At 48.8% G+C, this 12,794-nt stretch carries 5 protein-coding genes, 2 tRNA genes, 3 rRNA genes and 2 pseudogenes; 10 read left to right on the top strand and 2 right to left on the bottom strand.

From position 1 onward, the window contains the following. Positions 1 to 146: 146 nt before the first annotated feature. Together ACMYUL_RS03005 and ACMYUL_RS03000 are read left to right on the top strand one after the other, a co-directional pair. Positions 147 to 1,673 (top strand): DHA2 family efflux MFS transporter permease subunit, encoded by a 1,527-nt coding sequence (locus ACMYUL_RS03005; RefSeq protein ID WP_107814404.1) that lies wholly within the window; start codon positions 147 to 149, stop codon positions 1,671 to 1,673. 102 nt (positions 1,674 to 1,775) lie between these two features. Beyond that, a pseudogene (locus ACMYUL_RS03000) lies at positions 1,776 to 2,419 on the top strand (IS30 family transposase); the annotation flags it as partial. 19 nt (positions 2,420 to 2,438) lie between these two features. Here the strand turns inward: ACMYUL_RS03000 and ACMYUL_RS02995 are convergent. Further along, positions 2,439 to 3,234 (bottom strand): IS5 family transposase gene (locus tag ACMYUL_RS02995; protein ID WP_415769999.1). Its coding sequence is split into 2 segments (ribosomal slippage): positions 2,439 to 2,867 and positions 2,869 to 3,234, totalling 795 coding nucleotides; the frame shifts between segments, so codons are not numbered across the junction. A 41-nt stretch (positions 3,235 to 3,275) separates the two neighbouring features. Here ACMYUL_RS02995 and ACMYUL_RS02990 point away from each other — a divergent pair. After that, positions 3,276 to 3,599, top strand: a pseudogene (locus ACMYUL_RS02990) (IS30 family transposase); the annotation flags it as partial. Positions 3,600 to 3,689: 90 nt separating this feature from the next. Here ACMYUL_RS02990 and coaBC read toward each other — a convergent pair. Then, positions 3,690 to 4,883: a bifunctional phosphopantothenoylcysteine decarboxylase/phosphopantothenate--cysteine ligase CoaBC gene (gene coaBC, locus ACMYUL_RS02985; RefSeq protein WP_342032166.1), complete on the bottom strand. Its 1,194-nt coding sequence runs from the start codon at positions 4,881 to 4,883 to the stop codon at positions 3,690 to 3,692. 567 nt (positions 4,884 to 5,450) lie between these two features. Between coaBC and ACMYUL_RS02980 the strand changes: the two genes are divergently transcribed. From ACMYUL_RS02980 to ACMYUL_RS02950, 7 genes are all read left to right on the top strand, one after another. Continuing rightward, a 16S ribosomal RNA gene (locus ACMYUL_RS02980) occupies positions 5,451 to 6,991 on the top strand. A 101-nt stretch (positions 6,992 to 7,092) separates the two neighbouring features. Beyond that, positions 7,093 to 7,169 (top strand) — tRNA-Ile (locus tag ACMYUL_RS02975). Between the two features lie 5 nt (positions 7,170 to 7,174). Next, a tRNA-Ala gene (locus ACMYUL_RS02970) sits at positions 7,175 to 7,250 on the top strand. A 431-nt stretch (positions 7,251 to 7,681) separates the two neighbouring features. Continuing rightward, positions 7,682 to 10,573 (top strand): 23S ribosomal RNA (locus ACMYUL_RS02965). Between the two features lie 93 nt (positions 10,574 to 10,666). Continuing rightward, a 5S ribosomal RNA gene (rrf, locus tag ACMYUL_RS02960) occupies positions 10,667 to 10,780 on the top strand. The 16S, 23S and 5S rRNA genes sit together here with 2 tRNA genes alongside, the layout of an rRNA operon. Positions 10,781 to 11,170: 390 nt before the next feature. Then, positions 11,171 to 11,461: a ComEA family DNA-binding protein gene (locus ACMYUL_RS02955; RefSeq protein WP_415771986.1), complete on the top strand. Its 291-nt coding sequence runs from the start codon at positions 11,171 to 11,173 to the stop codon at positions 11,459 to 11,461. 252 nt (positions 11,462 to 11,713) lie between these two features. Beyond that, positions 11,714 to 12,721 carry an IS5 family transposase gene (locus tag ACMYUL_RS02950; protein WP_415770271.1) on the top strand — a complete coding sequence of 336 codons (1,008 nt, stop codon included), beginning with the start codon at positions 11,714 to 11,716 and terminating at the stop codon, positions 12,719 to 12,721. Positions 12,722 to 12,794: the final 73 nt, after the last annotated feature.

The raw sequence follows: 12,794 nt of genomic DNA, 5'->3' as shown, positions 1-12,794 counted from the left end.
ATGAGGAAGCAAATTTGTGACGGATTATACAAGGCAGCACTTTGGTTATGATGATATGAATGTTCATCAAAGAGGTCGTCTGAAAAGGGATGTGTATCTAAGCGCAATCACTGTGCAATATATTGAATGAATAATAGCGAAGAAATATGAATTATCCGCCATTGCAGGGTGTTAGGCTGGTGCTGGTTACGTTGGCACTCAGCCTTGCCGTTTTTATGGAAGTCTTGGATACCACGATTGCCAACGTTGCAGTACCGGTAATTGCCGGGGACTTGGGGGCGGCGACTACTCAGGGTACTTGGGTTATTACGTCATTTGCCGTGGCGAATGCGATTTCAGTGCCGCTAACCGGATTTATGGCAAAACGGTTTGGCGAAGTAAAACTGTTTATCGCCTCCGTAGTGGGATTTGTTTTGCTGTCGTGGTTGTGCGGCATTGCACCCAATCTTCAGGCTTTGGTGATCTTCAGGGTGTTACAAGGCTTTGTAGCCGGACCGTTGATTCCGCTGTCGCAAAGTTTGTTAATGGCATCGTATCCTCCTGAAAAACGGACATTGGCTTTGGCATTGTGGGCAATGACCGTTGTCGTCGCGCCCGTTTTAGGTCCTATTTTCGGCGGTTGGATTTCGGATAATTGGCATTGGGGTTGGATTTTCTTCATCAACATCCCTATCGGTATTATTTCTGCACTTATTGTGTGGCAGCAATTGAGGGATAGGGAAACGGAAGTGGTGAAGACGCCGATAGATTACATCGGTTTAGTATTGATGGTGGTTGGTGTTGGTGCGCTGCAAATGATGCTGGACAGAGGCAAAGAGTTGGACTGGTTTGCCTCTGGAGAGATTATCGTTTTAGGTATAGTGGCATTGGTATGTCTGACATATTTTGTGGTTTGGGAACTGGGCGAGAAATACCCCATTGTCGATTTTTCTTTGTTTAGCAACAGAAATTTTACGATAGGCGTACTGGCGACCTCATTGGGCTTTATGGTTTATATGGGTACGCTCACGCTGTTGCCGCTAGTGTTGCAGTCTAATCTTGGTTATACGGCAACATGGGCGGGCTTGGCGGCTGCACCTGTGGGCTTTCTTCCTATCTTGTTGTCCCCGATCATAGGTAGATTCGGCAACCGTATTGACATGCGTCTTCTTGTTACCGCAAGTTTCTTGATGTTTGCTTTTACTTTCTATTGGCGCACTGATTTTTATGCCGGAATGAATATGAGCAATGTTGTTTGGCCCCAATTCTGGCAAGGCTTGGGTGTGTCCATGTTTTTCCTTCCGTTGACCAGCATTACATTGTCCCATATTAAATCTGATCAAATTGCATCAGCAAGTAGCCTGTCTAATTTCTTGCGCGTCTTCATGGGTGGGGTGGGCGTATCCATAGTCAGTACCATGTGGGAACGGAGAGAAGCTTTGCATCATACGCAGCTGAGTGAACAGATTAATCCATATTCGAGTTTGACTGTTCAAACAGTTCATGAAATGACGAATCGGGGGCTGAGTGAACAGCAGGTTTTGAAAAATATTTCCGATGTCATTACGCAGCAAGGCTTCATCATGGGGTCAAATGAGATTTTCCTGGCTGGCAGTATCTTGTTCATCGCCATGATTTCCATAATTTGGTTTGCCAAGCCGCCATTCAATGGAGGCTCATCAGCAGGGCATTGAATATCAAAAAGGTCGGCGGATTCGCATTTGAAGTGCAACTTTCCATAACAGAAAAAGGCCAGTATGAGGTAGCATACGGCCTTTCCTGCAAGAAAGATTGCCATGAGCTACACACAACTGACCCAAGACGAACGATACCATATCCAATACCTGTCCCGCCACTGCACCGTCACTGAAATCGCCAAACAGCTTAATCGCCACAAAAGCACCATAAGCCGTGAAATCAGACGGCACCGCACCCAAGGGCAGCAATACAGCGCCGAAAAAGCCCAACGGCAAAGCCGGACTATCAAACAGCGTAAGCGAAAGCCCTATAAGCTCGATTCGCAGCTGATTCAACACATCGACACCCTTATCCGCCGAAAACTCAGTCCCGAACAAGTATGCGCCTACCTGCGCAAACACCACGGGATCACGCTCCACCACAGCACCATTTACCGCCACCTCCGCCAAGACAAAAGCAACGGCGGCACCTTGTGCAACATCTCAGAATATGCAGCAAACCCTACCGCAAACGCTACGGCAGCACATGGACCAGAGGCAAAGTGCCCAACCGCGTCGGCATAGAAAACCGACCCGCCATCGTCGACCAAAAAAAACGCATCGGCGATTGGGAGGCCGACACCATCGTCGGCAAAGGACAGAAAAGCGCATTACTGACCTTGGTCGAACGCGTTACCCGCTACACCATCATCTGCAAATTGGACAGCCTCAAAGCCGAAGACACTGCCCAGGCAGCCATTAGGAGACCTCTTGCGAAAATATTCATCCCATCGCATTAACCAGTCCTGCAATCAGATTTACCCTTAACCCGAACCGTTTCCGCCTGTTGCGGTAAGGCAGCGACAAGATTTTGAATATCTTCAGTTTCCTGTTGATGTGCTCGATGACGGTTCTGAGTTTGCCTAACCGCCTGTTCGCCTCTTTATCCTGTTTGTTCAGCGGATGATGTTTGGATTTCTTTTTCGGGGTCTGTAATCCGGTTTTAGCCAATCCTTGATAACCCTTATCCGCAATGACTATTTTGTAGGGATAAAGCTCTGCAAGGTGCCTCTTGGCTAAACGCATGTCATGCTGAGCACCCATCCCCGTCCGGATGCTGATGATTTTTTCAGTTTCTCTGCCGTATATGACCTGGATTTTAACCGTGTGCCGCTTTTTCTTGCCGCTGTAATACTGCCGCTGTTTTTTTGGGACGTTCAATCGGGCTTTCGGTAACGTCAATGATGACCGTTTGATCGCCCGGATTCTTGTGTTTTGGCAGGGAAAAGCGTTTGCAACGGATGAGGGCGTCCTCGGTTTTACGGATGGTGCGGCAGACATTACTTTCAGAAAGGCCGTAGATGGCGGCCAATTCGAGTTGGGTATGGTAATGACGCAGATAGCTCAGGGTAAGCAGCAGTTGGTCTGCCAAGCTGAGCGTATGCGGCCTGCCTGACTTGACCTTCCGGCTTTCTGCTTCTGTGGTGACTTTCAGCATTTCGTGAAAAAGGACGGGCGTTACACCTGTGAGCCGTTTGAATTCCCTGTCGCTTCTTTGGATGAGGTTTTCGTATTTCATTTGGGAATTGTAAATCTTCAGGATACTTTCGCAAAAGGTCTAGGGTATTAAGGGCACATAAAGCCAGAGTACACACCATTACCATGGATAACGGCAAAGAGTTCTACCAGCACACCAAAATAGCCAAAGCATTAGCAGCGAAAACCTATTTTTGCCGCCCCTACCATTCTTGGGAGAAAGGGCTGAATGAGAACACCAACGGACTCATCCGACAATATTTCCCCAAGCAAACCGATTTCCGAAACATCAGTGATCGGGAGATACGCAGGGTTCAAGATGAGTTGAACCACCGGCCAAGAAAAACACTTGGCTACGAAACGCCAAGTGTTTTATTCTTGAATCTGTTCAAACCACTGATACACTAGTGTTGCACTTGAAATCCGAATCCAAGGTCGTCTGAAAATTTTCAGACGACCTTTGCCGTTGTAGAAGATAGTTCAGGTTAACCTGATTACTTACAGGTCTGGTTTGTCCAGATGGCGAGCAAGAGATTGAACAATTTCCTCTGCTACCTGTAATTTCTCTTTCTCAGGGAAAGATAGTTCCTCGTCATCCGTAATAATAGTAATCTGATTGGTGGGTTTTCCCATTGCTTGAGAAACGTCATTGGCAATCAGCATCGGAATGCCTTTGCGTAAACGTTTTTCCCGAGCATATTCCAAAACTTTTTCACTTTCTGCGGCAAATCCAATGCAAAAAGGCGATTTGGGTAGGGTGGCTACAGATGCCAAAATATCAGGATTGGCTTCCAATTCAAGGGTCGGGGTATCTTTTGAATTTTCTTTTTTCAATTTGTGCGGGCTGCTGTTTTTTACCTTATAGTCAGCCACAGCGGCTACGGAAATAAAAACATCCTGATCTTCAATATATTTATGAACAGCATCGTACATTTCTTGGGCGCTAATAGCCTGTTCCGTATGATAGAGACCGATTGGCAGGGGAGTTTGTAACTGTCCATAAATCAACGTAACTTGTGCGCCGGCCATTCTGGATGCACGGGCTAAGGCAATGCCCATTTGACCGCTGGAAATATTCGTAATTCCACGGACCGGGTCAATCATTTCCAAGGTCGCGCCGGCAGTGATTAAGATTTTTTTGCCGGCAAGTATTTTCGGCGTCCATAAATCATGAATCAAATCGGCAAGTTCAATCGCTTCAGGCATTCTCCCTATCCCGATTTCACCGCAAGCCTGTTCGCCATAGGATGGCTGGAAAACCGTGATGTCGTCTGAAATCAGTTGTTGGATATTCCTTTGATTGGCAGGATTGTTCCACATCTCCACATTCATCGCCGGAGCGACTGCCATGGGGCATTTTCGTGCTGCTGCCAAATTGGTCAGTAGATTATCAGCAATACCGTTGGCGATCTTGGCAACCGTATTGGCAGTAGCGGGAGCAATTAAAAAAACATCCGCTTCTCGGGTTAAATCAATATGACTCATTCCTCTAGTCGAGTGACCATCGTGCGTATCGACTAGAACAGGATTTCCGCTTAATGCTTGAAACGTAAGGGGGGTAACAAATTCAGTAGCTGCACGGCTCATTGCTACCGTTACAGAATGTCCTTGTTTTTTTAGTAATCTGACCAACTCACATGATTTATAAGCCGCAATACCACCGCTTATCCCTAAAAGAATGTGTTTACTCATTACAGCAACTCAATCCAATTTGAATTAAATAAGTAATAATACTAACATGGATACTGTTCAAAAAAGTAACAGGGACTGATGGGTGGGTATCTTAAGTTGTAAATCGAAGCTTGGTATATTTGGAATTGTTTCGGATATTCATGGCAAAGGTCGTCTGAAAGGGATTTCAGACGACCTTTGATGTTGATTGAGTTTGGTTTGAGAATATTTTGAAATAAAAGTCTTTGAATTTCAGTTTGTTGTCGGTTTTTGTAGAATTTTTTATTGTTTAGGAGTTGACGGTTTTTGCGGGTGGGGGTATAGTTCGGTTCTTCGCTGCTTCGGCGGTGGTTGAACGAACAGGTAAGTATATCACAGTTGGTCTGATTTTTCGAGGTTTTGTGAAAAGTTTTGATTGACAATGATTTGAAATGCTTTATAATTCGTTTTTGCTCTTTAACAAAACAGATTACCGATAAGTGTGAGTGCGACAGCCTCACACTGTTTGAAAGACAGACAAGATGATGTTTTAGACATTGTCCTGTCGGTTTCTTTGAAGCAGACCAGAAGTTAAAAAAGTTAGAGATTGAACATAAGAGTTTGATCCTGGCTCAGATTGAACGCTGGCGGCATGCTTTACACATGCAAGTCGGACGGCAGCACAGAGAAGCTTGCTTCTTGGGTGGCGAGTGGCGAACGGGTGAGTAATATATCGGAACGTACCGAGCAGTGGGGGATAACTAATCGAAAGATTAGCTAATACCGCATATTTTCTGAGGAAGAAAGCAGGGGACCATTTGGCCTTGCGCTGTTTGAGCGGCCGATATCTGATTAGCTAGTTGGTGGGGTAAAGGCCTACCAAGGCGACGATCAGTAGCGGGTCTGAGAGGATGATCCGCCACACTGGGACTGAGACACGGCCCAGACTCCTACGGGAGGCAGCAGTGGGGAATTTTGGACAATGGGCGCAAGCCTGATCCAGCCATGCCGCGTGTCTGAAGAAGGCCTTCGGGTTGTAAAGGACTTTTGTCAGGGAAGAAAAGGGCGGGGTTAATACCCCTGTCTGATGACGGTACCTGAAGAATAAGCACCGGCTAACTACGTGCCAGCAGCCGCGGTAATACGTAGGGTGCGAGCGTTAATCGGAATTACTGGGCGTAAAGCGGGCGCAGACGGTTACTTAAGCAGGATGTGAAATCCCCGGGCTCAACCTGGGAACTGCGTTCTGAACTGGGTGACTAGAGTGTGTCAGAGGGAGGTAGAATTCCACGTGTAGCAGTGAAATGCGTAGAGATGTGGAGGAATACCGATGGCGAAGGCAGCCTCCTGGGATAACACTGACGTTCATGCCCGAAAGCGTGGGTAGCAAACAGGATTAGATACCCTGGTAGTCCACGCCCTAAACGATGTCGATTAGCTGTTGGGCAGCTTGACTGCTTAGTAGCGAAGCTAACGCGTGAAATCGACCGCCTGGGGAGTACGGTCGCAAGATTAAAACTCAAAGGAATTGACGGGGACCCGCACAAGCGGTGGATGATGTGGATTAATTCGATGCAACGCGAAGAACCTTACCTGGTCTTGACATGTACGGAACCCTCCAGAGACGGAGGGGTGCCTTCGGGAGCCGTAACACAGGTGCTGCATGGCTGTCGTCAGCTCGTGTCGTGAGATGTTGGGTTAAGTCCCGCAACGAGCGCAACCCTTGTCATTAGTTGCCATCATTAAGTTGGGCACTCTAATGAGACTGCCGGTGACAAGCCGGAGGAAGGTGGGGATGACGTCAAGTCCTCATGGCCCTTATGACCAGGGCTTCACACGTCATACAATGGTCGGTACAGAGGGTAGCCAAGCCGCGAGGTGGAGCCAATCTCACAAAACCGATCGTAGTCCGGATTGCACTCTGCAACTCGAGTGCATGAAGTCGGAATCGCTAGTAATCGCAGGTCAGCATACTGCGGTGAATACGTTCCCGGGTCTTGTACACACCGCCCGTCACACCATGGGAGTGGGGGATACCAGAAGTAGGTAGGGTAACCGCAAGGAGCCCGCTTACCACGGTATGCTTCATGACTGGGGTGAAGTCGTAACAAGGTAGCCGTAGGGGAACCTGCGGCTGGATCACCTCCTTTCTAGAGAAAGAAGAGGCTGTCGTATTCACACTTATCGGTAAACTGTAGAAGATGCGGAAAAATGCTTGAGTGAAGACAAGATTCGCTTAAGAAGAGAATCCGGGTTTGTAGCTCAGCTGGTTAGAGCACACGCTTGATAAGCGTGGGGTCGGAGGTTCAAGTCCTCCCAGACCCACCAAGAACGGGGGCATAGCTCAGTTGGTAGAGCACCTGCTTTGCAAGCAGGGGGTCATCGGTTCGATCCCGTTTGCCTCCACCAATACTTTCCAAATCAAAGCGAGTTAAAAAGGCAGTGTAACTGCTTTCTTTTTTTCTAAAGAGAAGTCTGATTGTGAATCAGTTTGACGGAAAAAGAAAGGCTGCTATAATAATCAGCTCATTTTGATTTGCGAAGTAAATAGCAATATTGAACGCATCGATCTTTAACAAATTGGAAAGCCGAAATCAACAAACAAAGACAATGTATCTGTTTTTGATGATTGACCGATTGCAAACGGTCAGTTGTCTCCTGGATAGGAAAAGAAAAACAGGTACAGTATTTGGGTGATGATTGTATCGACTTAATCCCGAAAGACAAAAGGCGGGATTAAGACACAACAAGCAGTAAGCTTTATCAGAGTAGGAAATTCAAGTTTGATGTTCTCGTCAACGGAATGTCAGGCAAAGTCAGAGAAGTTCTTGAAATGATAGAGTCAAGTGAATAAGTGCATCAGGTGGATGCCTTGGCGATGATAGGCGACGAAGGACGTGTAAGCCTGCGAAAAGCGTGGGGGAGCTGGCAATAAAGCTATGATCCCGCGATGTCCGAATGGGGAAACCCACTGCATTCTGTGCAGTATCCTAAGTTGAATACATAGACTTAGAGAAGCGAACCCGGAGAACTGAACCATCTAAGTACCCGGAGGAAAAGAAATCAACCGAGATTCCGCAAGTAGTGGCGAGCGAACGCGGAGGAGCCTGTACGTAATAACTGTCGAGATAGAAGAACAAGCTGGGAAGCTTGACCATAGTGGGTGATAGTCCCGTATTCGAAATCTCAATGGTGGTACTAAGCGTACGAAAAGTAGGGCGGGACACGTGAAATCCTGTCTGAATATGGGGGGACCATCCTCCAAGGCTAAATACTCATCATCGACCGATAGTGAACCAGTACCGTGAGGGAAAGGCGAAAAGAACCCCGGGAGGGGAGTGAAATAGAACCTGAAACCTGATGCATACAAACAGTGGGAGCACCCTTGTGGTGTGACTGCGTACCTTTTGTATAATGGGTCAACGACTTACATTCAGTAGCGAGCTTAACCGAATAGGGGAGGCGTAGGGAAACCGAGTCTTAATAGGGCGAACAGTTGCTGGGTGTAGACCCGAAACCGAGTGATCTATCCATGGCCAGGTTGAAGGTGCCGTAACAGGTACTGGAGGACCGAACCCACGCATGTTGCAAAATGCGGGGATGAGCTGTGGATAGGGGTGAAAGGCTAAACAAACTCGGAGATAGCTGGTTCTCCCCGAAAACTATTTAGGTAGTGCCTCGAGCAAGACACTGATGGGGGTAAAGCACTGTTATGGCTAGGGGGTTATTGCAACTTACCAACCCATGGCAAACTAAGAATACCATCAAGTGGTTCCTCGGGAGACAGACAGCGGGTGCTAACGTCCGTTGTCAAGAGGGAAACAACCCAGACCGCCAGCTAAGGTCCCCAATGATAGATTAAGTGGTAAACGAAGTGGGAAGGCCCAGACAGCCAGGATGTTGGCTTAGAAGCAGCCATCATTTAAAGAAAGCGTAATAGCTCACTGGTCGAGTCGTCCTGCGCGGAAGATGTAACGGGGCTCAAATCTATAACCGAAGCTGCGGATGCCAGTTTACTGGTATGGTAGGGGAGCGTTCTGTAGGCCGATGAAGGTGCATTGTAAAGTGTGCTGGAGGTATCAGAAGTGCGAATGTTGACATGAGTAGCGATAAAGCGGGTGAAAAGCCCGCTCGCCGAAAGCCCAAGGTTTCCTACGCAACGTTCATCGGCGTAGGGTGAGTCGGCCCCTAAGGCGAGGCAGAAATGCGTAGTCGATGGGAAACAGGTTAATATTCCTGTACTTGATTCAAATGCGATGTGGGGACGGAGAAGGTTAGGTTAGCAAGCTGTTGGAATAGCTTGTTTAAGCCGGTAGGTGGAAGACTTAGGCAAATCCGGGTCTTCTTAACACCGAGAAGTGACGACGAGTGTCTACGGACATGAAGTAACCGATACCACGCTTCCAGGAAAAGCCACTAAGCTTCAGTTTGAATCGAACCGTACCGCAAACCGACACAGGTGGGCAGGATGAGAATTCTAAGGCGCTTGAGAGAACTCGGGAGAAGGAACTCGGCAAATTGATACCGTAACTTCGGGAGAAGGTATGCCCTCTAAGGTTAAGGACTTGCTCCGTAAGCCTCGGAGGGTCGCAGAGAATAGGTGGCTGCGACTGTTTATTAAAAACACAGCACTCTGCTAACACGAAAGTGGACGTATAGGGTGTGACGCCTGCCCGGTGCTGGAAGGTTAATTGAAGATGTGAGAGCATCGGATCGAAGCCCCAGTAAACGGCGGCCGTAACTATAACGGTCCTAAGGTAGCGAAATTCCTTGTCGGGTAAGTTCCGACCCGCACGAATGGCGTAACGATGGCCACACTGTCTCCTCCCGAGACTCAGCGAAGTTGAAGTGGTTGTGAAGATGCAATCTACCCGCTGCTAGACGGAAAGACCCCGTGAACCTTTACTGTAGCTTTGCATTGGACTTTGAAGTCACTTGTGTAGGATAGGTGGGAGGCTTTGAAGCAGAGACGCCAGTCTCTGTGGAGCCGTCCTTGAAATACCACCCTGGTGTCTTTGAGGTTCTAACCCAGACCCGTAATCCGGGTCGGGGACCGTGCATGGTAGGCAGTTTGACTGGGGCGGTCTCCTCCCAAAGAGTAACGGAGGAGTTCGAAGGTTACCTAGGTCCGGTCGGAAATCGGACTGATAGTGCAATGGCAAAAGGTAGCTTAACTGCGAGACCGACAAGTCGAGCAGGTGCGAAAGCAGGACATAGTGATCCGGTGGTTCTGTATGGAAGGGCCATCGCTCAACGGATAAAAGGTACTCCGGGGATAACAGGCTGATTCCGCCCAAGAGTTCATATCGACGGCGGAGTTTGGCACCTCGATGTCGGCTCATCACATCCTGGGGCTGTAGTCGGTCCCAAGGGTATGGCTGTTCGCCATTTAAAGTGGTACGTGAGCTGGGTTTAAAACGTCGTGAGACAGTTTGGTCCCTATCTGCAGTGGGCGTTGGAAGTTTGACGGGGGCTGCTCCTAGTACGAGAGGACCGGAGTGGACGAACCTCTGGTGTACCGGTTGTAACGCCAGTTGCATAGCCGGGTAGCTAAGTTCGGAAGAGATAAGCGCTGAAAGCATCTAAGCGCGAAACTCGCCTGAAGATGAGACTTCCCTTGCGGTTTAACCGCACTAAAGAGTCGTTCGAGACCAGGACGTTGATAGGTGGGGTGTGGAAGCGCGGTAACGCGTGAAGCTAACCCATACTAATTGCTCGTGAGGCTTGACTCTATCATTTGAAGAACTTCAAATAAAAAGCTTACTGACTGATTCAGTCATCACCGAATATATTGATTAAGGCTTTACCGATTTGTACAGTTTAAGTTTGGCGGCCATAGCGAGTTGGTCCCACGCCTTCCCATCCCGAACAGGACCGTGAAACGACTCAGCGCCGATGATAGTGTGGTTCTTCCATGCGAAAGTAGGTCACTGCCAAACACCTATTCTAAGCCCCCGACAGATGTCGGGGGCTTTTACTTTTATCTCATATTTTATTCATACCTTTACTTGAAACTCGTCATTGCTGTTTCTTGCCTTCTTGCCTTCTTGCCTTCTTGCCTTCTTGCCTTCTTGCCTTCTTGCTATGGCTTACTTGCTCACGAGTGGAGATAGGCGGGTGCGACGATGGCGCAGCGGGTAAATGTGACGGATTGGGAGGGTGCGGGTAGAATAGGGATGTTGCAGAATCAATACATAAAGAGATAGTAAACTAAGAAATCTTCAGGTATCGTTTGAACGGAAACGGTAAGACGGATATGATAGCCAACTATTTTACGGTGCCGCACACACAGGCATCATCCGCATTCACAAACTATGGAGTACCTTCTTATGAAAAAATTCCTCTTTGCCGCCCTCTCCCTGCTGACCGCTTCGCTGTCTCTGGCCGCCGTCAACATCAATACCGCTTCCCCGTCCGAGTTGGAAGCCCTGCCCGGTATCGGCCCTGCCAAAGCCAAAGCCATTGTGGACTACCGTCAGCAACATGGTGCCTTCAAATCGGTGGAGGAGTTGAAAAACGTCAAAGGTATCGGTGAGGGCATCTTCTCCAAACTGAAGGCGGAAGCAACCGTCGCCCCGACCGCACCGGCTAAAACCGCCGTGCCTGCCGCTAAGAAATAAGCCCGATGCCGCATTCCCGAATGGGAGTGTGTGCAACAGGTTGATTATCAAAAGGCCGTCCGAACCCCTCGGGGATTCGGGCGGCCTTTGTGTCGGGCGGGTAATGCCGTCATGCCTGTCCCGCTTCATTCGGCCGTCAGAACGGGATAGACGGAGGCATACGGATGGATTGGGGAGGAAGAATAGGTCGAGACCTTTGCAAAATTCCCCAAAATCCCCTAAATTCCCACAAAGACATTTAGGGGATTTCTCATGAGCACCTTCTTCCAGCAAACCGCCCAAGCCATGATCGCCAAACACATCGACCGCTTCCCATTATTGAAGTTGGATCAGGTGATTAATTGGCAACCGATCGAACAGTACCTGAATCGTCAAAGAACCCGTTACCTTAGAGACCACCGCGGCCGTCCCGCCTATCCCCTGTTGTCCATGTTCAAAGCCGTCCTGCTTGGACAATGGCACAGCCTCTCCGATCCCGAACTCGAACACAGCCTCATCACCCGCATCGACTTCAACCTGTTTTGCCGTTTTGACGAACTGAGCATCCCCGATTACAGCACCTTATGCCGCTACCGCAACTGGCCGGCGCAAGACGACACCCTGTCCGAATTGCTGGAACTGATTAACCGCCAACTGACCGAAAAAGACCTAAAAGTAGAGAAAGCATCCGCCGCCGTCATTGACGCCACCATTATTCAGACCGCCGGCAGCAAACAGCGTCAAGCCATAGAAGTCGATGAAGAAGGGCAAGTCAGCGGCCAAACCACACCGAGCAAAGATAAAGATGCCCGCTGGACAAAGAAAAACGGTTTATACAGACTCGGTTACAAACAACATACCCGTACCGATGAGGAAGGCTATATCGAGAAACTGCACATCACCCCCGCCAATACCCATAAGTGCAACCACCTGTCGCCTTTGCTGGAAGGTATAGCCGAAGGCACGACCGTCTATGCCGACAAAGGCTACGACAGTACGGAAAACCGGCAACATCTGAAAGAACATCAGTTGCTGGACGGCATTATGCGCAAAGCCCACCGCAACCGTCCGCTGACGGAAGCACAAACCAAACGCAACCGATATTTGTCGAAGACCCGTTATGTGGTGGAACAAAGCTTTGGTACGCTGCACCGTAAATTCCGCTATGCCCGGGCAGCCTATTTTGGTCTGCTCAAAGTGAGTGCGCAAAGCCATCTGAAGGCGATGTGTTTGAACCTGTTGAAAGCGGCTAACAGGCTAAGTGTGTCTGTTGCTGCCTAAAAGGTGGCCCAGATGCCTGATTATCGGGTATCCGGGGGGGATTAAGGGGATATTTGGGTAAAATTAGGAGTGA

The sequence above is a fragment of the Neisseria sp. CP9 genome (assembly GCF_047758525.1).
Taxonomy (GTDB): Bacteria; Pseudomonadota; Gammaproteobacteria; order Burkholderiales; family Neisseriaceae; genus Neisseria.
This window is presented reverse-complemented; position numbering and strand designations above follow the sequence as displayed.